Raw genomic sequence first — 21,806 nt, 5'->3', positions numbered from 1 at the left:
CGCCCGCACAAATTTCCTGCGCACATTTACAAAGAACTCGTTGCGGCACCCTGAGGGTTTCGCGCTTCGGACATTTCGTCTCGAAGTGGTCGCACAGTATGGCAGACCTTTTGGGACTCGTCAACAGAAAGATTTCACTCTTTCCCTCTTCGATCCGGGCATCACGATGAATCGTGTCGTCCGGGTCGGAAAGTATAGCAAGGCCCGGGCCGGCTTGGGAAGCCCTGTTCCGAAAAAACCGGGGGAGCCCCGCCAACAGGGGCGCTCAACCCCCGGCCAGCAGTTTGACGCGGGCGAAACTGCGCTTGCCGACCTGCAATACGCCCTCGAATCCGGGCGCCAGCAGACGCTGTCCGTCTTCGACGAGTTCATTGTCGATGCGCACCGCCCGTTCGGCGATCTTGCGGTTGGCCTCGGCGTTGCTGGCGGCCAGGCCGGCCAGCTTCAGCGCCGCGGCCAGACGCACGCCCTCGGCCGGCACCGCCAGCTCGCGCAGTTCGAGCAGGGCCTTGTCGGCCTCGCCGCGCACGGCGGCCTGCCAGCCCTGGATGGCCGCCTCGGCCGCCTCGGGCGAATGGAAGCGGGCGGCCAGCTCGCGCGCCAGGCGCAGCTTGGCCTCGCGCGGATGCAATGCGCCGGCGGCGACATCGGCCTTCATGCGCGCCAACTCGGCCAGAGAGACCTCGAAGCTGAGCAGTTCGAACCAGCGCCACATCAGGTCGTCGCCGATCTTCATGGTCTTGTTGACGATGTCGATCGCCGGTTCGTTGATGCCGATGTAGTTGCCGAGCGACTTGCTCATCTTCTGCACGCCGTCCAGGCCCTCGAGCAGCGGCATCATCAGCACGATCTGCGGCGGCTGGCCGAAATGCTCCTGCAGGCCGCGGCCCATCAGCAGGTTGAATTTCTGGTCGGTGCCGCCGAGTTCGACATCGGCCTTCAGCGCCACCGAGTCGTAGCCCTGCACCAGCGGATACAGGAACTCGTGGATGGCAATCGGCTGCTGGGCGGCGAAACGCTTGGCGAAGTCGTCGCGTTCGAGCATACGCGCCACGGTCATCTGGCCGGCCAACTTGATCATATCGGCCGCGCGCAGGGCGTCGAACCACTCGGAGTTGAAGCGCAATTCGGTCTTGTCGCGGTCGAGCACCTTGAACACCTGCTCGGCGTAGGTCTGCGCGTTAGCCAGCACGTCTTCGCGGGTCAGCGGCTTGCGGGTGACGTTCTTGCCGGTCGGGTCGCCGATCATGCCGGTGAAGTCGCCGATCAGGAAGATCACCTGGTGACCCAAATCCTGGAACTGGCGCATCTTGTTCAGCAATACGGTATGGCCGATGTGCAGGTCGGGCGCGGTCGGGTCGAAGCCGGCCTTGATGCGCAGCGGACGGCCGAGCTTCAGGCGCGCCTCGAGCTCCTCGGGCTTGAGGATTTCCTGCGCACCGCGGCCGAGGATGTCCATGATGTCCTGCAATTGCGTCGCCATAATACGGTTCCGTCTGGATGGGAAAACAGGCACTTGAACGCGTGCGCGTTAACCGGATGTTAATTCGGGGAATTCGGCCACGGCACCGCCACGGCGGGTTTGACGCGGGGCGCGCCGACTGGTTATTTTAGCCCATTGACCGACCGATGTCCCCGAGGAAGCCTTTGATTCCGCTGAATTCCGCCCGGCGCATGCGTAGCGAAGGCACCCCGTCCCGGCACTCGACCGCCCTGCTGTTGCTGACCGTGCTATGCACGGCATCGATCATCCCGGCCCTGCAGCGGGCAGAGCCCGTACCCGAAACCGGCACGGCCGCGCGCAGCCCCGGATTGATCCGCCGGGCGCTCGATCCGGGCGCCTACAAATGGCAATCGGTGACCATCCGCGACGGCCAGACCCTGAGCGGCGTGTTCGAGGAGCTCGGCGTCGACCGCGCCAGCCTGGCGCTGGCGATGGCGACCGAATCCGGCAAGACCGCCTTCCGGCGCATCCGCGCCGGCGACGTCATCGAATTCGAGATCAACGGCTACAACCGCCTGCGCGCGATGCGCTTCGACCGCAGCGACCTGGAGCAGGCGACGCTGGTCTTCGCCGACGGCAAGGTCTCGGAAAGCGTGCTGAAGCGCGCGCTCGAGCAGCGGCTGATGGCGGCCTCCGGCGAAATCCGCAGCTCGCTGTACGCCGACGGCAAGCGCGCCGGCATCGACGGCACCGTGGTCAACCAGATCGCCGACGTGTTCAAGTACGACATCGACTTCGTCGAGGACCTGCGTGCGGGCGACCGCTTCCAGGTGGTGTACGAGCAGAGCTTCCTGGACGGCAAGCCCTACAAGCAGGGGCACGTGCTGGCCGCGCGCTTCGTCAACCGCGGCAAGGCCCATTCGGCGCTGCGCTTCAACCACAACGGCCGCGACGAATACTTCGACGAGACCGGGCGGCCGCTGCGCAAGGTGCTGATGCGGGTGCCGATCGAGTTCGCGCGCCTGAGCTCGAACTTCGGCATGCGCCGGCACCCGGTGCTCGGCCGCATGCGCGCGCACAAGGGCGTCGACTACGCGGCGCGCACCGGCACGCCGATCATGGCCGCCGGCGACGGCCGCATCGAACTGGCCGGCTGGAAGAACGGCTACGGCAAGACCGTGATCATCAACCACGGCCAGGGCCGCAGCACGCTGTACGCGCACATGTCGGCGCTGGGCAAATACACGCGCGGCCAGTTCGTGCCGCAGGGCGCGATCATCGGCCGCGTCGGCAGCACCGGCCTGGCCACCGGTCCGCACCTGCACTACGAATTCCGCGTCGGCGGCAAGCAGGTCAACCCGCTGACGGTGACCATGCCCAAGCCGGAACCACTGCGCGGCGCGGCCCTGGCGAAGTTCCGCAGCGCGACCGCGCCGGCGCTTGCTATGATGGATTCTCCTTCGGCCGACTCCGCGCGTTGAACATGGCTTCCACCCTGTATATCGGATTGATGTCGGGCACCAGCCTGGACGGCATCGACGTGGCCTTGGTCGACTTCACCGATGGCGCGCGCCTGCTGGCGCACGGGCATCGGCCGCTGCCGGCGGACCTGACCGCGGCGTTGCTGACGCTGTCGCAGTCGAACGCGCCGGTGTCGCTGGAGCTGGTCGGCCAGCTGGAAACCCGCTTGGGCATAGCGTTCGCCGAGGCGGTGAACGCCTTTTGCGCCGCGCACGGCATCGCACCGGAGCGCATCCGCGCCATCGGAAGCCACGGCCAGACCGTGCGCCACGATCCGAACGGCGAAATTCCCTATACCTTGCAGCTGGGCGACGCCAACCTGATCGCGGAGCTGACCGGCATCACCACCGTGGCCGATTTCCGCCGCCGCGACGTGGCCGCCGGCGGACAAGGGGCGCCGCTGGTGCCGGCCTTCCACCGCGCATTGTTCGCTCAATCCGGCGAAAACCGCGCGGTGCTCAACATCGGCGGCATCGCCAACGTCACCCTGCTGGCGCACGACGGCGCCGTCGGCGGTTTCGACACCGGCCCGGGCAACGGCCTGATGGATGCCTGGTGCCGGCGGCATTGGGGCATCGCCTTCGACGACGGCGGACGCCGGGCGGCCGCGGGCGAGATCGACGCCGAGCTCCTCGAACGCCTGTTGATGGACCCGTGGCTGCAGCTGCCGCCACCGAAAAGCACCGGCCGCGATTACTTCCAGCTCGACTGGCTCGACTACCACCTGCAAGGCCTGCATCTGAGTCCGGAAAGCGTGCTGCACACGCTGAACGCGTTCACCGCGCGCAGCATCGCCGATGCGCTGTCGATGGCCGGTTTCGGCGCCGAGGCGGTATTCGTCTGCGGCGGCGGCGTGCACAACGCCTTGCTGATGCGCCATCTGCAGGCACTGCTGACGTGCCCGGTGCGTTCGACCGCCGCGCTCGGCGTCGACCCCGATTATGTGGAGGCGATGGCCTTCGCCTGGCTGGCCAAGCAGTGCCTGGACGGCCGGCCGGGCAACGTGACGGATGTCACCGGCGCGGCCGGGCCGCGCATCCTGGGTGCGATCTATCAGGCCTGAGCGGGCTCGGCGCCGATGCGCCGCCACAGCCAAGCCAGCAACAACAAGGCCGGCACCACCGACACCGCGCTGATCAAAAAGAACGCGGAATAACTGCTCTGCTCGACGATATAGCCGGAGAAGCCGCCGACGAACTTGCCCGGCAGATTGGCCAACGACACCAGCAGGGCGTATTGCGTGGCGGTGAAGTTCTGGTTGGTCAGCCCGGACATGAACGCCACCAGCACGGTGCCGGCGAAGCCCTGCGCCAGGTTGTCGGCGGTGATGGCGGCGAAGAACGCCCAGATTTCGGACGGATGCTGCGCCATCAGCAGGAAAGCCAGATTCGACAGCGCCACACCGACCGCGGCCACCGCCAGCAGGCGCCGGATATCGAACGCGGCCACGCACACGCCGCCGAGGAACGCGCCGCCGATGCCGAGCCAGACGCCGTACAGCTTGGAGACCGTGGCGATGTCGGCCTTGGTATAGCCCGAGTCCAGATAGAACGGCCCGGCCAGCACGCCGATCATCTGGTCGGGGAATTTGTACAGGCCGACGAACAGCAGGAACGCCAACGCCAACGCGGCGCCGTTGCGGCTGAAGAATTCGCGGAACGGCTCGATGAAGGCCTCGGCCAGGCTGACTTTGCGGATGGCCGTGCGCGCCTCGGGTTCGCGCGCCAGCAAAGTGGCGGCCAGCGGCAACAGCATCAGCAGCGCCATCACCGTATAGGTGATGCGCCAGCCGAACAGCTCGGCGAAATACAGCGCCATGGCGCCGCCGAGGATCAGGCCGATGCGGTAGCCCAGCGTGTAGGTGGCCGCCAGCGCGCCTTGCGCGTGCGGCTCGACGATCTCGATGCGGTAGGCGTCGACCAGGATGTCCTGGGTGGCGCCGGCGAACGCCGCCAAGGCCACGAACGCGATCAGGATCGACAGATGCGCGGCCGGATCGGTGTAGGCCATCGCCAACAGACCGAGCATCAGCAGCGCCTGCGAGACGAACAGCCAGCCGCGCCGGCGGCCGAGCAACGGCAGCGCGTAGCGGTCCAGCAGCGGCGCCCACAGGAACTTCAGCACATAGAAGAAGCTGGCGAAGCTGAGCAGGCCGATCAGACTGAGCGCCAGTCCGATGTCGCGCAACCAGGTCGACAGCGTGCCGCCGACGATCAGCAGGAACGGCAGGCCGCAGCCGAAGCCGAAGAACAGCAGGGTGGCGGCCGACGGCGTGCCGAAGGCGCGCTTGATGCCCTGCCAGCCTTTGTAGGATCGGGTGTCGGCCATCAGTCGTAGTCCACGGTGAACGGTGCGTGATCGGAGAATTTCGGTTCGGCGGCGATGGCGCAGCCGCGCAGCGCCGGTTTCAGGTTCGGGCTGACCATCTGGCAGTCGATGCGCCAACCGACGTTGTTGGCGCGCGCCGCGCCGCGCTGGCTCCACCAGGTGTAGTCCTGGCCGGTCGGGTTCAGCGTGCGGTAGGCGTCGACCCAGCCGTCTTCGGCGGTCAACGCGGTCAGCCAGGCGCGCTCTTCCGGCAGGAAGCCGGAGTTCTTTTCGTTGGATTTGGCGTTGCGGATGTCCATCGCGGTGTGCGCGATGTTCCAGTCGCCGCACAGCACGACCTTCCGGCCGCTGGCCAGCATGGCGGCGAACTTCGGCCGGATCCAGTCCATCACCTCGAACTTGAAGCGCTGGCGTTCCTCGGCCGACGAACCGGACGGCAGGTACAGCGAGACCACCGACAGATCGCCGAAGCGGGCTTCGATGTAACGGCCCTCCTCGTCGAACGGCGCCCAGCCCAGACCGGTGACGACCTCGTCCGGCGTGCGCCGGCAATAGATGGCGACGCCGGAATAGCCCTTCTTGGTGCTGGCGTCGCGGAAGAAGACGTTGTAGCCGGCCGGCCGGAACAACCCGTCGCCGAGCTGGTGCTCCTGGGCCTTGGTCTCCTGCACGCACAATACATCGGCGTCCTGGGCGGCGAACCAGTCGAAGAAGCCCTTGGTGGCGGCCGAACGGATGCCGTTGGCGTTGAAGCTGATGATGCGCATGCGGGGCCCGTGCTGATAAACTGGCACCAGAGTATCGCAACCGGCGCGAAGGGGAAACATGCAGGCGTACCAGGAAGGGTTTTTGCAGCTGGCCATCCGCAAGCAGGTGCTGCGCTTCGGCGAGTTCACCCTGAAGTCCGGGCGGATCAGCCCCTATTTCTTCAACGCCGGCCTGTTCGACGACGGCGAAAGCCTGGATGCCGTGTGCCAAGCCTACGCCACCCGCATCCTGGACAGCGGCATCGCGTTCGACATGCTGTTCGGTCCGGCCTACAAAGGCATTGCGCTGGCCGCCGGCACCGCCATGGCGCTGGCGCGGCAGGGCCGCAACCTGCCGGTGGCGTTCAACCGCAAAGAGGCCAAAAGCCATGGCGAAGGCGGCAGCCTGATCGGCGCGCCGGTGCGCGGCCGGGTGCTGATCGTCGACGACGTGATCACCGCCGGTACCGCCATCCGCGAATCGATCGAGATCATCCGCGGCCAGGGCGCTGAAGTCGCCGGTATCGTCATCGCGCTCGACCGCCAGGAGCGCGGCGCCGACAACGCCCTTTCGGCCAGCCAGGAAATCCTGCGCCAATACGGCTTCCCGGTATACAGCATCGTCGGCCTGGCCGAACTGCTGGATTACGCCAAGGACCGCGCCGAGCTTGCGCAGTACCGCGAGCCGCTGCAGAATTACCGCAACCGTTACGGGGTATCCGCATGAGAACCGCCAAACCGCTGCTGATCGCGTCTCTGGGACTGGGCCTCGTGCTCGGCGCCACGGCACAGGAGAAGAAGGTCTACCGCTGGGTCGACAAGGACGGCAAGGTCCACATCAGCGACCAGCTGCCGCCGGAAGAGGTCGGCCGCGCGCGCAAGGAATACAGCGCCAGCACCGGCAGCCTGCGCAACGACGTCAAGACCCCGCTCAGCCCGGCCGAACAGGCCGCCGCCGCCGAGCAGGCGCGCGTCGAAGCCGCCGCGCTGGCCGAGGCCGAGAAGGCCAAGCGCATCGAACAGGGCATGCTCACCAACTACGACAACGAGCAGGCGCTGCAGCGCGCGTTCAACGAGCGCACCGACCTGCTGAAGAACACCATCGTGTCGCTGCAGGCCAGCATCCAGTCGCGGCGCGCGGCGGTCATCAGCGGCCTGAACGAACTGGCCGAAGCCGAACTGCGCGGCGACAAGCTGCCGGAAGCGAAAATCAAGCTATTGCAAAGCAACCAGGCGCTGGTGGCCGGCCAGACCGAACAGATGGCGCGGCTGAACGCCAACTACACCGCACTGCAGAGCGAATTCGCGCTGACCTTGGAAAAATACCGGACCATGAAAGCGGAAGCGGACGCCAAACGCGCCGCGCTTCCCGACAGCCTGTAAGGTCTCAGAACGGCAGCGTCAGCGCCGGGTCGAGCGCCAACAGGCGTTCGCGGAACGCCTCTTGGATGCGCGTCAGGCCGGCCTGGTCGTTGGCCTCGAAACGCAGCACCAGCACCGGCGTGGTGTTCGACGCCCGCACCAGTCCCCAGCCGTCCGGCCAATCGGCACGCAGGCCGTCGATCAGGCTGACGCGCGCGCCGTCGAAATGCGCCTCGGCCACGAAACGCTCGATCAGCGCGTGTTGCCGTCCTTCCTCGACCGCGATCTTGAGTTCGGGCGTGGACACCGAGGTCGGCAACGCGTCGAAGGCGGCCTGGATGCCGTCCGGCGCGGCGGCCAGGATCTCCAACAGGCGCGCGGCCGCGTAGATGCCGTCATCGAAGCCGAACCAGCGCTCGGCGAAGAAGAAGTGGCCGCTCATCTCGCCGGCCAGCTCGGCGTGCGATTCCTTCATCTTGGCCTTGATCAGCGAGTGCCCGGTCTTCCACATCAGCGGGCTGCCGCCGTTGCGCAGGATGTGGCCCTGCAGCGCGCCGGTGCACTTGACGTCGTAGATGATGGCCGCGCCCGGATTGCGGCTCAGCACGTCTTCGGCGAACAGCATCAGCAGGCGGTCGGGATAGATGATCTCGCCCTGGGCGGTGACCACGCCGAGCCGGTCGCCGTCGCCGTCGAAGGCCAGGCCGAGATCGGCGCCGCTACGCTTGACCAGTTCGATCAGGTCCTGCAGGTTTTCCGGATCGCTCGGGTCGGGATGGTGGTTCGGGAAGTTGCCGTCGACCTCGCAATGGATCTCCTCGACCTGGGCGCCGATCGCGGTGAGCACCTGCGGCGCCACCGCGCCGGGCACGCCGTTGCCGCAATCCACCACCACCTTGAGCGGGCGTTCGATGTGGATGTCGTCGGCGATGGTACGGACGTACTCCGGCATCACGTCGCGCGAGGTCACGGCGCCGGGGTTCTCGGCCTTGATGATCTTCTTGTCGACGATGCGGTCGAACAGCGCGGTGATGGCGTCGCCGGACAGGGTGTGGCCGTCGATGACGATCTTGAAGCCGTTGTAATCCGGCGGATTGTGCGAACCGGTCAGCGAGATGCCGCTGCGCAACTCGGAATTGGCGGCGGCGAAATACACCAGCGGCGTCGGCACGCAGCCCAGGTCGACCACGGCCACACCGGTCGAGGCCAGGCCTTCGCGCAGGCCTTCGGCCAGGCCGGGCGACGACAGCCGGCCGTCGTAACCGACATGGATGCCGGCCAACCCCTTCTCCACCAGCACGGTGCCGACCGCCTCGCCAATCAGGCGCGCGATGCCGGCGTCGAGATTGGTGCCGACCACGCCGCGGATGTCGTAGGCGCGGAAGATCGAACGCTCCAGCGGCACTTTCGGGCGCACGGCCTCCTTGATGTTGAACACCGGCCGCTCGGCGGCGAGCTTTTCGGCCAGCAGGCCTTTCTGCCGCATCTCTTCGAGCGTGAGCGTGGTGTCGCCTTCCACGGCCTCGTCCTGGCCGAACGCGGCGGCATGCCGGCGGCGGTGCAGGAAAGCGGGCGCGAAGCGGCAGGCCACGGCGGCTGCGGCAAGCAACGCCGCCAGCACGAATTCGCCGATGCCGCCGGCGCCGAACAGGCCGCGATCGGCCAAGGGCACCGACGCCACCACCCGCCACGGCGTCTTGCCGACCTTGCCGGCATTGAGTTCCGCGGTCGAGGCCAGCGTGGCATCGCCGCGGGTGAGCACGTCGTACTGCCCTTGGCGCAGGGCCAGGAAGCGGGCGCCCTGCATCGGACCGCCGAGTGCGGCATCGAGTTCGGACACAGGCAGCTGCACATAGGCCAGGCGCGTCTGCGCGCCGCTGCCGAGCGATTTGACCAACGCCAGCCTGGGGCCGCCGCCGGCCTTGATCACCCGCATCGCGACGCTGTCGTCGTTGACCGCGGCCTCCAACAGGCCGAGCTTGCCGGCGCCGAACGCCGCGATGTCGGCATAGGCGGCCGAAAAGTCGGGCGTGAACAGCTCGACCGCTTCGGCCTGCTTGAAGGCTTCGCGGAAATGCAGCTTGACCGGCCCCTCGTCGCCGGCGGCGAGCAGGGGTTCGGCCTGCTTGCGGGCCGCCAGCATGCGGCCGACCAAATCGCCGCTGCGCGCGGTGACGGCGGCCACCGCCGCGTCACGCGCGGCCAGGATGTCCCGCTCGGCCTTGTTCTGGGCAAACACGTCGGCGCCTCGGTAGGCGAACCAGAGCGCGAACGCGGCGAGCACCGCCATGGCGGTCGGCCATGGGTTGCGCTGGATCCATTCGCGCAGGCGCTCGACGGGGGATTGTTTGCTACGCATGGTCAACGGACTCCGGTATGGCCGAAGCCGCCCGTCCCGCGGGCGCTCTCGGCGAAGGATTCGACATGGCGGAAGCGCGCGCGCACCACCGGCATGAACACCAGTTGCGCGATGCGGTCGCCGGGCTGGACGGTCTGCGGCAGGGCGCCGCGGTTCCACAGGCTGACCATCAGCGGGCCTTGGTAGTCGGCGTCGATCAGGCCGACGCCGTTGCCGAGCACCAGCCCGTGCTTGTGGCCCAGGCCCGAACGCGGCAGGATGTGCGCGCACAGACCCGGATCGCCGATGTGGATGGCCATGCCGGTGGCGATCAGTTGCGCCTCGCCGGGCTGCAGGGTCAGCGGCGCGTCCAGCATCGCGCGCAGGTCCATGCCGGCGGCGTGCGCCGTGGCGTAGTCCGGCAACGGATATGCCGTGCCCAGGCGTTCATCGAGGATGCGTAATTCCACTTCGGTCATGCGGCGGTCGTCCCAAGGGCGTGAATGCGTTGCAGCAGGATGCGCGCCACCTCGGCTTTCGAGGCCGGGCCGATATCGCTGCGGCCGTCGGGCGTGAACAACGCCAGCGCGTTGTCCTCGCTTTCGAAGCCCAGGCCGGCGGCGGACACGTCGTTGGCGGCGACGGCGTCGAGGTTCTTGTCGCGCAGCTTGCGCGTGGCGTACTCGTCCAGGCGTTCGGTCTCGGCCGCGAAACCGATCACGCGCGCCGGCCGCCGCGGATGCGCGGCCACCTGCGCCAGGATGTCGTCGGTGCGCTCCAGCGCCAGCTGCAGCGGGCCCTCGCCTTTCTTGATTTTCTGCGCGCTGGCCTGCATCGGCCGGTAATCGGCGACGGCGGCGGCGGCGATGAAGGTGTCGACGCCGTCAAGGTTCGCCATCACCGCCTCGCGCATCTGGGCGGCGCTGCGCACGTCGACGCGGCGCACGCCCGGCGGCGTGGCGAGCACGACCGGACCGGCCACCAGAACGACCTCGGCGCCTTGCTCGGCGGCGGCCTGCGCCACGGCGAAACCCATCTTGCCGGAGCTGCGGTTGCCGATGAAACGCACCGGATCGACGTCCTCGAAGGTGGGACCGGCGGTGACCAGCACGCGCCGGCCCTGCCAGGCACCGGCGTGCGGCCGGATGGCCTGCACCAACTGTTCGGGCTCCAGCATCCGGCCCTCACCGGTCTCGCCGCAGGCCTGCTCGCCGCTACCCGGCCCGAGCAGCCGCAACCCGCGGACACGCAGGGTGGCGACGTTGGCTTGGGTGGCGGGATTGGCCCACATCACCCGGTTCATGGCAGGCGCCAAGGCGATCGGCGCCTCGGTGGCCAAGCACAAGGTGGTCAGCAGGTCATCGGCGTGGCCGCCGGCCAGACGGGCCAGGAAGCCGGCGCTGGCCGGCGCCACCAGCACCTGCGTAGCCCAGCGCGCCAGCTCGATGTGGCTCATGGCGGCTTCGGCCGCCTCATCCCACAGACTGCTACGCACCGGATGGCCGGATAAAGCCTGAAGGGTGGTCGGGGTGACGAAACGCTCGGCCGATGCGGTCATCACCACGCGCACCTCGGCGCCCGCCTTGTTCAGACGACGCACGAGGTCGGCGCATTTATAGGCCGCGATGCCGCCGGTGATCCCCAAAAGGACGCGTTCGCCGTTCAATTCCCCCACCCGGATTATTCTGATATGGCGTTGCGCATTAGCTTAACCGAAAAGGCCCGGGAATCCGACAGCGCGGGCGAAAAAACGGCCCTACGCTGAGGCCATGAACAATCCCGCCGCCAAACCCTGGATCGCCGCCCAGAACAAAGCGCTGGAGCGCGGCGTCAAATCGCTCAATCAGCCCGAACTGCTGGCGCTGATCGGCGCGCCGTTGCCGCCGCCGCGACTGACTCCGCCGGAACTGGCGGTGGACGACCTGCTTGCCCTGAAGCAGGGCTCGATCGGCGAATTCAGCCAGCACCACGGCATCGGCATCACCTTGGCCTGCAAGCTGGCCGCCAGCCTGGAACTGGGCACCCGCTACTGGTGCCGCGCGCCGGAACGCGGCCAGGCGCTGACCGATCCGCAGCAGGTCCGGCACTGGCTGCGCACCGAGCTGCGCGACCGGCCGCGCGAGGTGTTCGCCTGCGCCTTTCTGGATTCCCGGCACCGGCTGCTGCGCTACGAGGAACTGTTCGAGGGCGGCCTGGACGGCGCCGAGGTCCATCCTCGGGTGATCCTGCAGCACGCCCTGCGGCACCAGGCCGCCGCCGTGCTCCTGGTGCACAACCACCCCAGCGGCCATCCGGAACCCAGCGCCGCCGACCATGCCCTGACCCTGCGCCTGAAACAGGCCCTGGCGCTGGTCGACATCCGCGTGCTCGACCACTTCATCGTGGCCGGCAACGGCGTCACCTCGTTCGCCGAGCGCGGCTGGCTGTAGCGCCGGCCGGATGCGGCCGGGGCGGGGGCGCGCTACAATATCAGCCCCTTATCCGCGAACCCCGCCCGTGAAAGCCCATCTCCGTGAACTGGTGGCCCAGGCCCTGCTGGACCTGCGCCGCGAAGGCAACATCCCCGCCGACCTGGAACTGCCCGAATTCGCCATCGAGCGCACCAAGTCGCGCGAGCACGGCGACTACGCGACCAACGTGGCGATGCTGCTGGCCAAGCGCATCGGCATGAATCCGATGGCGCTGGCGGAAACGCTGGTCGCCGCCATGGGCGGCGGCGACGAATCCAAGCATGTCGAGAAGGTGGTGGTGGCCAAGCCGGGTTTCATCAACTTCACCGTCTCGCGCCGCTGCCTGCTGTCCACCGTGCGCCGGGTGTTCGAAGCCGGCGCCGAATACGGCCGGCAGCCGGCCGATTCGCGCGAATCGGTCACCGTCGAGTTCGTCTCGGCCAATCCGAACGGCCCGCTGCACGTCGGCCACGGCCGCGGCGCCGCTTACGGCGCCACGCTGGCCAACCTGCTGGAGGCCGCCGGCCACAAAGTCCAGCGCGAGTACTACGTAAACGACGCCGGCCGGCAGATGGACATCCTCGCGGTCAGCGTCTGGCTGCGCTACCACGAGCTGTGCGGCGTGGCGGTGCGCTTCCCGGACAACGGCTACAAGGGCGATTACGTGGTCGACATCGCGCGCGCGCTGCGCGCCGCCGAAGGCGACCGCCTGCGCTTCTCCGCGCTCGAACTGTTCGACGCGGTGCCGGCCGACGAGGGCCAGGGCGGCGACAAGGAAAAACACGTCGACGCGCTGATCGCCAACGCCCGGCGCCTGCTCGGCGAAACCGATTACCGCCAGGTGTTCAACGCCGGCCTGGAGTTCTGCCTGGCCGACATCCGCAACGACCTGCACGGTTTCGGGGTCGATCACGACAACTTCTTCTCCGAGCGCTCGCTGGCCACCGACGGCTACGTGCAACGCGCCATCGACACCCTGCGCGCCAACGGCCATCTGTACGAGCAGGACGGCGCACTGTGGTTCCGCGCCACCGACTTCGGCGATGACAAGGACCGCGTGGTGGTGCGCGACAACGGCGTCTCCACCTACTTCGCCTCCGACCTCGGCTACCTGCTGTCGAAATTCGAGCGCGGCTTCGAACGCGCGCTGTACGTGTTCGGCGCCGACCACCACGGCTACATCGTGCGCCTGAAGGCGGCGGCCAAGGGCCTGGGCCTGGACGAATCGAAGATCGAGATCCAGCTGGTGCAGTTCGCCATCCTGTACCGCGGCGGCGAACGCGTGCAGATGTCGACCCGCGCCGGCAGCTTCGTGACCCTGCGCGAGCTGCGCGAGGAGGTCGGCAACGACGCCGCCCGCTTCTTCTACGTGATGCGCAGCAACGACCAGCACCTGGATTTCGACCTGGACCTGGCCAAGAGCCACTCCAAGGAAAACCCGGTGTACTACATCCAGTACGCCATCACCCGTTCGGCCGGCCTGTTCCGCAAGCTCAAGGAAAAGGGCTGGAGCTACAACGACAGCGCCGCGGTCGCCAACCGCGAGCGCATGGACAGCGACGCCGAGATCGTGCTGCTGGGCGAACTGATGCGCCTGCCGGAGATGGTCGAATCGGCCGCCGCCAACCGCGGCCCGCAGATCCTCGCCAACTACCTGCGCGAGACCGCCAACGCCTTCCATTCCTTCTACGAAAACTGCGACATCCTCAGCGAGGACGAAGACGTGCGCAACGCCCGCCTGGGCCTGTGCAAGGCCACCTCGCAGGTGCTGTCGAACGGTCTGGCGCTGCTGGGCGTGTCCGCCCCGGAGCGCATGTAAATGGCGCGCAAACCGCAGGCGCGCCGGCAGGGCGGCAAACGCGGCACGCCGGCCTGGGCCTGGCTGCTGGTCGGCCTGTTCGTCGGCGCCTTGGGCTACTTCGGCTATCAGCAATACCGTGAACTGACCGCGCCGGCGCCGACCGAGGTGCCGGTGCCGGAAACCGCCGACAGCGCGCCGAAAGCCGAGGATAAAGGCGTCGAGCCGCCGGCCAGCGGCGTCGACGGCGTACTCGACACCGACTACAGCTTCTACGACGTGCTGCCGAGCGAAGAGACCGCGGCCGCGCCGGACGAAGCGGCTGCGGGCGACAGCGCCGCTACCGCGGATGCCAGCGAAGCCAAGCCGGCGGCGGAAACCGCGCCGGCCGACACCACCCGCTACCTGCTGCAGGCCGGTGCTTTCGAACGCGCGGCCGACGCCGAGAACCTGAAGGCGCGCATCGCGCTGGCCGGCGAAGCCGCCCGTGTGGAGACCGCCGACGTGGACGGCAAGACCCTGCACCGCGTGCGGCTGGGGCCGTACACCGGCGAGAAGGCGGTAGCCGCGGCCAAGCGCGCCTTGGCCGAGCAAGGCATCGCCGCGGTCAGCATCAAACTGCCGTAATCAGCGTTTCAGCAGGATCAGCGCCGAGGTATCGTCCTCGCCGCGGCCCTGCGCCACCAGCTCGGCGTAATCGGCGAGCGATTGCTCGACCACGCTGTAGCGCTTGCCGAGTGCCTCGGCCATGGCCTGCACGATGCCGAGATCCTTCAGCAACAAGGCCGACTTGAAGCCGGGCGTGAAACTGTCGGCCATCATGGTGGCGCCGCGTTTGTCGAGGAACCAGTTGCCGGCGGCGCCGGCGGCCAGCGTGGGCACCAGCGATTCCGGCTTCAGGCCCAAGGCCTCGCCGAACGCCAGGCCTTCGCAGACCGCCTGCGCGATGCCGGCCACCAGCACCTGATTGACCGCCTTGGTGGCCTGGCCGGCGCCGGTCGGGCCCATGTGGGTGACCCGCAGCGCGTACGCCGACAGCAGATCCTGCGCACGCGCCAGCACCTCGGCGTCGCCGCCGACCATCACCGACAGCTTGCCGTTGCGCGCGCCTTCGACGCCGCCGGACACCGGCGCGTCGAGGAAATCGATGCCCTTGGCGGCCAGCCGGCGGGCGGCTTCGACCGCGGTATCGCGCGACACGGTGGAGTGGTCGATCACCAGCGCGCCCGACGCGAGCACGCCGGCGAGGTCGTCCACGCACTGCAGCACGTCGGGATCGCGGGACACGCACAGCACCACGGCGTCGCATCCGGCGAAATCGGCCGGTGCGCGCGCGGCACGCACGCCCAGTTCCGTCGCCAGCGCCCCGGCCTTGGCCAGCGTGCGGTTGCCGACCGCGGCGAGCAGGCCCTTGGCCTGCAGATGGCCGGCCATCGGCGCGCCCATGGCGCCCAGACCGATGAAGCCGACGCGGGAAATGGCGTGCATATCAGACTCCGTGCGGGGTTTCTTCGAGATAGGTGTAGCCGGTCAGACCGGACTCCAACGCCGCCAGCGCGGCGTCGGCCGCGGCCGCATCCAATCCGGCGTGTTCGACCAGATGCCGGTAGCGCGCGCGCAGCTCATCGAGCCGGTAGCCAACGTAGTCGAGCATCACGTCGGTGCTGTCGCCCTTGCGCTGGCGTTCGATGCGGTAGCCGCCGAGCGCGTCCAGGCTGACGTTGGCGGTGTCGGTGTCGCCGAACAGGTTGTGGATGTCGCCCAGGGTCTCCTGATAGGCGCCGACCATGAACACGCCGAGCCGGTAGCTCTCGCCCTTCCTCGGCGCGTGCAACGGCAGCGAATGGCCCAGGGTCTGCGACTGCACGTAGGTGTCGACCCGGCCGTCGGAATCGCAGGTCAGGTCGGCGATCACGCCGTGACGCTCGGGGCGTTCGTCCAGGCGCGCGATCGGCATGATCGGGAACACCTGGTCGATGGCCCAGACGTCGGGAATCGACTCGAACACCGAGAAGTTCACGAAGTACTTGTCGACCAGGCGCTCGTCGAGTTCGTCCAGCACCTCGCGGTGGGATTTGTCGTCCGGATTGAGCTGGCGGCGCACGGCGTGCGCGATGGCATAGAACAGGTCGTCCAGCAGGGCGCGGTCGTCGAGCCCGAGCTGGCCGTGCGCGAACAGCGCCTGGCCTTCGGCCAGGTAATGCTGGGCCTCGAGATAGACTTCCAGCGCGGTCCGGCGGTCGATGCTGCGCACCAGGTCGCGCAGGTGCTTGATCACCAGCGGTTCGCCGGCGCGCGCGTCCGGCACGGCGCCGTCCGGCGCCTGTTCGACCTCGGAGACGTTGACCACCATCATGGCGTGGTGCGCGGTCATCGCGCGGCCGGCCTCGGTGATCATGCGCGGCTCGGGCAGGCCGTGTTCGGCGCAGGCCTCCTGCAACGGCTGCACCAGGGTCTGCGCGAACTGCTCGAGCCGGTAGTTGACCGAGCAGGCGCCGCGCGAGCGGGTGCCTTCGTAGTCGACGCCCAGGCCGCCGCCGGAATCCATGAAGCGGATCAGGCAGCCGGCCTTGCTCAGCTCGACGAAATAACGCACCGCCTCGCGCATGCCGGCGGCGATGTCGCGCAGGTTGGAGATCTGCGAGCCCATGTGGAAATGCAGCAGCTGCAGGCAGTCGAGCTGGCCGGCGGCGCGCAGGCGCTCGACCAGATCCAGCACCTGGCGCGGCGACAGCCCGAACTTGGCCTTGTCGCCGCCGGAGTTCTGCCACTTGCCGGCGCCCAGGGTGGACAGCCGCAGGCGCACGCCGACGCCAGGCTGAACGCCGAGCTTGGCCGCTTCCTGCAGGATCATGTCGAGCTCGGACGGCTTCTCGACCACGATGGTGGTGTCGAAGCCCAGGCGCTTGCCGAGCAGGGCCAGATGGATGAACTCGCGGTCCTTGTAGCCGTTGCAGACGATCACGCTGCCGGGCTTGGCCAGCGCCAGCACCGCCATCAGCTCGGGCTTGGAGCCGGCCTCGAGGCCGAACTGCTCGTTGCCGGCCGAGGCCAGCACGCCAGCCACGCCGTAATGCTGGTTGACCTTGATCGGGTAGACCGCGGTGTAGCCGCCCTTGTAGCCCAGGTGGCCCATGGCGGCGTTGAACGCGCGCTGCATGGCCTGCAGGCGGTGCGGCAGGATGTCGCTGAAACGCAGCAGCAGCGGCAATTTCAGGCCGTCTCGGGTGGCCTGCTCGATCAGCTCGGGAATCGGCAGACGCGGACCCTCCGGCCCCAGCGGCTGGGCGCAGACCCGGCCAGATGCGTCCACGTCGAAATAGCCTTCCGACCAGAACGGCAGGGAATACAGCTGTTTGGCGTCGTCGACCGACCAGGCGCTCATGGGCAGGGATCCTTCTCCGGGGAGGCGTATTGTACCCCCCCTACCCGTTATCGGATACAATTGCGCCTCATTTTTCAAGCCCCTGCGCCCGAGGAGACGCCATGTCCGACACCCCCTGGTTCTACGAGAATTTCGAGCACACCGGCTCGGCCATCGGATTCCGCATCGTGCGCAAGCTGGATGAGGTGCAGTCGCCGTTCCAGAAGATCGAGATCTTCGAGACCACCGACTTCGGCAACCTGATGGTGATCGACGGCGCGATGATGGTGACCACGCGCGAGAACTTCTTCTACCACGAGATGATGTCGCACGCCGCGATCTACACCCACGCCGCGCCGAAGGACATCGCCATCATCGGCGGCGGCGACTGCGGCACCCTGCGCGAATGCCTGAAGCACGCCGACGTGCGCAGCGTGGTGCAGTGCGACATCGACGAGCAGGTCACGCGCATGGCCGAGAAGTACTTCCCGGAGCTGTGCGAGAGCAACAACGACCCGCGCGCGACGGTGATGTTCGACGACGGCATCGCCTACATGCGCAACGCCGCGCCGGAAAGCCTGGACATCATCATCGTCGACTCGACCGATCCGGTCGGCCCGGCCGAAGGCCTGTTCAACCGCGCCTTCTACGAGGACTGCTTCAAGGCCCTGCGCCCCGACGGCCTGCTGGTGCAGCAGAGCGAATCGCCGCTGGCGCTGATGCACCTGATCCAGGACATGGTCGGCGCCATGGGCGACGCCGGCTTCCAGAGCTTCCGCACCCTGCCGTTCCCGCAGCCCTGCTACCCGACCGGCTGGTGGAGCTGCACCATCGCCGGCAAGCAGGCGCGCGACCTGGCCAAATTCCGCCTGCCGGACGCCGCCGCCAAGCCGTTCCGCACCGAGTACTACAACGCCGGCATGCACGTGGCCGCGCTGGCGCAGCCCGAATTCATGAAACGCGCGCTGCAGCAGACCCGATAAGCATAAAAAAAGCCCCGGTGGCGGGGGTACGCCAGCGGGGCTCAAGGGTAAGGAAGGGGGCCGGGGAAAGCCGCACTTCCTTGGATCCTCTCAGGGGATGGAGATGATCCTGTGCAGGCATTGCGCCTACAGGTTCAGTTAATCATGCACGTGGTTAACGGACGGTGAACGGCGCGGCGCTTTACGGATTCTTCACAAAATCCTCATGGCATGAAGCCGCGATCAGTGCGCTTCGTCCCAATTTCCGCCGACGCCGCATTCCACCAGCAGCGGCACCTTCAGCGCCGCCGCGGCTTCCATGCGCGCCGTGACCTCGGTCTGCAGTTCCGGCACGAAACCGGCATCGGCCTCGAACACCAGTTCGTCGTGCACCTGCATCAGCATCCGCGCCCGCTCGCGGTGGCCTGCGATCCAGCCGGCCACGTCGATCATCGCGCGCTTGATGATGTCGGCCGCGGTGCCCTGCATCGGCGCGTTGATGGCCGCGCGTTCGGCGCCGGCGCGCTGCGCGGCGTTGCGGCCGTTGATCTCGTTCAGATACAGACGCCGGCCGAACACGGTCTCGACATAACCGGTTTCCTTGGCGCGGCTGCGGGTATCGTCCATGTAGGCGCGCACGCCCGGATAGCGGCTGAAATACAGGCTGATGTATTCCGCCGCCTCGTTGCGGCCGATGCCCAGCTGGCGCGCCAGGCCGAACGCGCTCATGCCGTACATCAAGCCGAAGTTGATGGCCTTGGCGGCGCGGCGCTGTTCGCCGGTGACGGTGTCCGGGGTGGCGCCGAACACTTCGGCCGCGGTCGCGCGGTGCACGTCCTGGCCGGAGCCGAACGCCGCCAGCAGGCCGGCGTCGCCGGACAGATGCGCCATGATGCGCAGCTCGATCTGCGAATAGTCGAACGACACGATCCGGCGGCCCGGCGGCGCGATGAACGCCTGGCGGATCTTGCGGCCGTCCTCGGTGCGCACCGGGATGTTCTGCAGGTTCGGATCCGACGAGCTCAGCCGGCCGGTGGCGGCGCCGGCCTGGTGGTAGCTGGTGTGCACGCGGCCGGTGCGCGGATTGACCATCTGCGGCAGTTTGTCGGTGTAGGTGCTGCGCAGCTTGGCCATGCCGCGGTGTTCCAGGATCAGCCGCGGCAGTTCGTGGTCGTCGGCGATCGCCTCCAGCGCCTCCTCGTTGGTCGAGGGCGCGCCGGTCGGCGTCTTCAATTTGGCGGTCAGGCCGAGTTCGTCGAACAGCAATGCGCCCAGCTGTTTGGGTGAATCCAGGTTGAAGTGGCGGCCGGCGACTTCATACGCCCGGTTCTGCACCTGCAGCATGCGCGCCGACAGATCCGCGCTCTGCCGCTGCAGCAGGGCGGTGTCGATGAGCACGCCGTTCTCCTCGATGTCGCACAGCACCTGCACCAACGGCATCTCCAGGCCGCGGTACAGGGTCTCGAGCGCCGGTTCGGCCGCCAGCTGCGGCGCGAAATGGCGTTGCAGGCGCAGGGTGATGTCGGCGTCTTCGGCGGCATAGCGCGTGGCGTCGTCGATGGCGACCTGCGAGAACGGGATCTGCTTGGCACCCTTGCCGGCCACGTCTTCGTAGGCCACGGTGCGGTAGCCCAGATGGTTCAGCGCCATCGAATCCATGTCGTGCCGGGCGCGGCCGGCGTTGAGCACGAACGAGGCCAACAGGGTGTCTTCGGCCAAGCCGCGCACGGCGATGCCGACACGCTGCAGCACATGCAGGTCGTATTTGCCGTTCTGCGCGCATTTGCGTTTGTCCGGATCGGCCAACAGCGGCGCCAGCTTGGCCAGCACCGCCTCGGCCGGCAGCTGCAGTGGTGCGCCCGGGTAATCGTGCGCCAACGGGATGTACCAAGCCTGCTCCGGCCGCACGGCGAAACTCAAGCCGACCAGATTGGCCTGCAACGCGTCGAGCGAATCGGTTTCGGTGTCGAAGCAGACCAACTCGGCGGCCTGCAGTTCGGCCCGCATCGCCTCGAACGCCGGCCAATCGAGCACGGTCTCGTATACGCCGGGCCGCGCTTCCGGCATCGGTTCAGCCGGCTTCTGCGCCGCGGGCGCGGAAACGGCCGGCGCCGACGCGCCGCCCTGCAGTTCCTTCAGCGCCTGCTTGAAGCCGAAGCGGGCGTACAGCGCGGCCAGGTCGTCGGCGTGCGGCGGCAGCTGCAGCAGCTGCGTGTAGTCCTTGTCGAGCGCGACGTCGGTCTTGATGGTGACCAACGTGCGGTTCAGCGGCAGGATCGGCAGGGCCGCGCGCAGGTTCTCGCCGATCTTGCCGGAGATCTTGTCGGCGTTGGCGATCACGTTGTCGAGCGTGCCGTGTTCGGCCAGCCATTTGGCGGCGGTCTTCGGGCCGCACTTCTCCACGCCCTTGACGTTGTCGACCGCGTCGCCCATGAGCGCCAGGTAATCGACGATCTGGTCGGGGCGCACGCCGAACTTCTCCGGTACGCGCGCCTCGTCGGTGACGCTGCCGGTCATGGTGTTGGTCAGCCGGATATGCGGACCCACCAGCTGCGCGAAGTCCTTGTCGCCGGTGGAGATCACCACGTCGACGCCGTCTTTCGCGGCCTGCACGGCATAGGTGCCGATGACGTCGTCGGCCTCCACGCCCGGCACGCGGATCACCGGCAAGCCGAGCGCCTGCACGATCGCCATCATCGGCTCGACCTGCGCGCGCAGATCGTCCGGCATGGCGGCGCGGTTGGCCTTGTACTCGGGGTACAGTTCGTCGCGGAAGGTGGGCCCGGGCGCGTCCAGCACGAACGCGATGTAGTCGGCGCCTTCCTTCAGGCTGCTCTTCAGCATGTTGACGATGCCGAACAGCGCGCCGGTCGGCGTGCCGTCGGCGGCGGTCAGCGGCGGCAGCGCATGGAAGGCGCGGTACAGGTAGGAGGAACCGTCGATCAGGACGAGTTTGGGCATGGCGAGGCGGCCTCGGGGAAATGGCTCCATTGTATGCCATGCGCGCCCGCGCCCGCCCGGCGGGTTGACCCGCGCCGGCATTTGGCCTTTAATATGCCCATCGCGATCCGGCTTCACCGCCGGGTCTTTTTTTTTGCCAGAGGAGTGAGCCATGTCCGAACTGCCGCCGATCACCATCACCCAGACCGACTGGAACCGCCTGGACGCCCTGCTGTCCTCGGAACGCTACGAGAACCTGCCGGGCCTGGACGGCCTGCGCGTGGAGCTGGAGCGCGCCAACGTGGTGGCCGACGACGCCATCCCGGCCGATGTGGTGACCATGGATTCCACCGTCCGCTTCGCGGAAGAAGCGGCCGGCCGCCAGTTCGAGCTGAAGCTGGTATACCCGAACACCGCCGGCGGCGACGGCACGGTCTCGATCCTCGCGCCGATCGGCAGCGCGCTGCTCGGCCTGTCGGTCGGCCAGGAAATCGACTGGGCGCTGCCCGGCGGCCGCAGCACCAAGGTGCGGGTACTGTCCGTCCGCCGCTGA

General features: G+C 67.9%; 18 protein-coding genes. 9 read left to right on the top strand and 9 right to left on the bottom strand.

Annotated elements, in window-relative coordinates; genetic code table 11:
* Positions 1-265 precede the first annotated feature (265 nt).
* A complete protein-coding gene (tyrS, locus tag IEV56_RS08855) occupies positions 266-1,483 on the bottom strand; it encodes a tyrosine--tRNA ligase (protein ID WP_188449997.1) in 1,218 nt (405 codons plus the stop codon).
* A gap of 191 nt (positions 1,484-1,674) precedes the next feature.
* Here tyrS and IEV56_RS08850 point away from each other — a divergent pair, with 191 nt between their 5' ends.
* Positions 1,675-2,925, top strand: coding sequence for a M23 family metallopeptidase (locus tag IEV56_RS08850; protein ID WP_188449996.1), 1,251 nt, complete (start codon positions 1,675-1,677; stop codon positions 2,923-2,925).
* A gap of 2 nt (positions 2,926-2,927) precedes the next feature.
* The gene (locus IEV56_RS08845) at positions 2,928-4,028 is read left to right on the top strand and encodes an anhydro-N-acetylmuramic acid kinase (protein ID WP_188449995.1); all 1,101 of its coding nucleotides are present in this window, start codon (positions 2,928-2,930) and stop codon (positions 4,026-4,028) included.
* Here IEV56_RS08845 and IEV56_RS08840 read toward each other — a convergent pair.
* On the bottom strand, positions 4,019-5,293 hold the full coding sequence (locus IEV56_RS08840) for an AmpG family muropeptide MFS transporter (RefSeq protein WP_188449993.1): 1,275 nt from the start codon (positions 5,291-5,293) through the stop codon (positions 4,019-4,021). The genes IEV56_RS08845 and IEV56_RS08840 overlap by 10 nt on opposite strands.
* Entirely contained in the window at positions 5,293-6,060 is a 768-nt protein-coding gene (locus tag IEV56_RS08835; protein WP_188449990.1) for an exodeoxyribonuclease III, read from the bottom strand. Before IEV56_RS08835 ends, IEV56_RS08840 begins: the two co-directional genes overlap by 1 nt.
* A 58-nt stretch (positions 6,061-6,118) precedes the next feature.
* Here IEV56_RS08835 and pyrE point away from each other — a divergent pair, with 58 nt between their 5' ends.
* Both pyrE and IEV56_RS08825 read left to right on the top strand, forming a co-directional pair.
* Positions 6,119-6,766 carry an orotate phosphoribosyltransferase gene (pyrE, locus tag IEV56_RS08830; protein WP_188449988.1) on the top strand — a complete coding sequence of 216 codons (648 nt, stop codon included), beginning with the start codon at positions 6,119-6,121 and terminating at the stop codon, positions 6,764-6,766.
* On the top strand, positions 6,763-7,422 hold the full coding sequence (locus IEV56_RS08825) for a DUF4124 domain-containing protein (RefSeq protein ID WP_188449985.1): 660 nt from the start codon (positions 6,763-6,765) through the stop codon (positions 7,420-7,422). The genes pyrE and IEV56_RS08825 overlap by 4 nt, the downstream gene beginning before the upstream one ends.
* 4 nt (positions 7,423-7,426) lie before the next feature.
* On the opposite strand, the gene IEV56_RS10685 is transcribed toward IEV56_RS08825, so the two are convergent.
* The 3 genes from IEV56_RS10685 to coaBC are packed head-to-tail and all read right to left on the bottom strand — an operon-like array spanning position 7,427 to position 11,414.
* Complete coding sequence (locus tag IEV56_RS10685) at positions 7,427-9,760, bottom strand: phosphomannomutase/phosphoglucomutase (RefSeq protein ID WP_188449983.1); 2,334 nt, start codon at positions 9,758-9,760, stop codon at positions 7,427-7,429.
* 2 nt (positions 9,761-9,762) lie between these two features.
* Positions 9,763-10,218 (bottom strand): dUTP diphosphatase, encoded by a 456-nt coding sequence (gene dut / locus IEV56_RS08815; RefSeq protein WP_188449982.1) that lies wholly within the window; start codon positions 10,216-10,218, stop codon positions 9,763-9,765.
* The gene (gene coaBC, locus IEV56_RS08810; RefSeq protein WP_188449980.1) at positions 10,215-11,414 is read right to left on the bottom strand and encodes a bifunctional phosphopantothenoylcysteine decarboxylase/phosphopantothenate--cysteine ligase CoaBC; all 1,200 of its coding nucleotides are present in this window, start codon (positions 11,412-11,414) and stop codon (positions 10,215-10,217) included. The genes dut and coaBC overlap by 4 nt, the downstream gene beginning before the upstream one ends.
* A gap of 94 nt (positions 11,415-11,508) precedes the next feature.
* Between coaBC and radC the strand changes: the two genes are divergently transcribed.
* The 3 genes from radC to IEV56_RS08795 all read left to right on the top strand — a co-directional run bounded on the left by radC (position 11,509) and on the right by IEV56_RS08795 (position 14,614).
* Complete coding sequence (radC, locus tag IEV56_RS08805) at positions 11,509-12,168, top strand: RadC family protein (RefSeq protein ID WP_188449978.1); 660 nt, start codon at positions 11,509-11,511, stop codon at positions 12,166-12,168.
* Between the two features lie 67 nt (positions 12,169-12,235).
* Complete coding sequence (gene argS / locus IEV56_RS08800) at positions 12,236-14,008, top strand: arginine--tRNA ligase (RefSeq protein WP_188449976.1); 1,773 nt, start codon at positions 12,236-12,238, stop codon at positions 14,006-14,008.
* Positions 14,009-14,614 carry an SPOR domain-containing protein gene (locus tag IEV56_RS08795; protein WP_188449974.1) on the top strand — a complete coding sequence of 202 codons (606 nt, stop codon included), beginning with the start codon at positions 14,009-14,011 and terminating at the stop codon, positions 14,612-14,614.
* Here the strand turns inward: IEV56_RS08795 and IEV56_RS08790 are convergent, their stop codons facing one another.
* Positions 14,615-15,475, bottom strand: a complete 861-nt coding sequence (locus IEV56_RS08790) for an NAD(P)-dependent oxidoreductase (RefSeq protein WP_188449972.1) — start codon at positions 15,473-15,475, stop codon at positions 14,615-14,617.
* 1 nt (position 15,476) lies between these two features.
* Positions 15,477-17,372 (bottom strand): arginine decarboxylase, encoded by a 1,896-nt coding sequence (gene speA / locus IEV56_RS08785; RefSeq protein ID WP_188449970.1) that lies wholly within the window; start codon positions 17,370-17,372, stop codon positions 15,477-15,479.
* Between the two features lie 101 nt (positions 17,373-17,473).
* Here speA and speE point away from each other — a divergent pair, with 101 nt between their 5' ends.
* Positions 17,474-18,334, top strand: coding sequence for a polyamine aminopropyltransferase (speE, locus tag IEV56_RS08780; protein WP_188449968.1), 861 nt, complete (start codon positions 17,474-17,476; stop codon positions 18,332-18,334).
* Positions 18,335-18,556: 222 nt separating this feature from the next.
* Here speE and polA read toward each other — a convergent pair whose 3' ends face one another.
* Positions 18,557-21,274 carry a DNA polymerase I gene (gene polA, locus IEV56_RS08775; RefSeq protein WP_188449967.1) on the bottom strand — a complete coding sequence of 906 codons (2,718 nt, stop codon included), beginning with the start codon at positions 21,272-21,274 and terminating at the stop codon, positions 18,557-18,559.
* A gap of 151 nt (positions 21,275-21,425) precedes the next feature.
* Between polA and rnk the strand changes: the two genes are divergently transcribed.
* Positions 21,426-21,806: a nucleoside diphosphate kinase regulator gene (rnk, locus tag IEV56_RS08770; RefSeq protein ID WP_188449964.1), complete on the top strand. Its 381-nt coding sequence runs from the start codon at positions 21,426-21,428 to the stop codon at positions 21,804-21,806.

Source organism: Arenimonas maotaiensis (genome assembly GCF_014638745.1).
Lineage (GTDB): Bacteria > Pseudomonadota > Gammaproteobacteria > Xanthomonadales > Xanthomonadaceae > Arenimonas > Arenimonas maotaiensis.
Note: the sequence above shows the minus strand (reverse complement) of the source record. Positions and strands in the feature narration are given on the sequence as shown.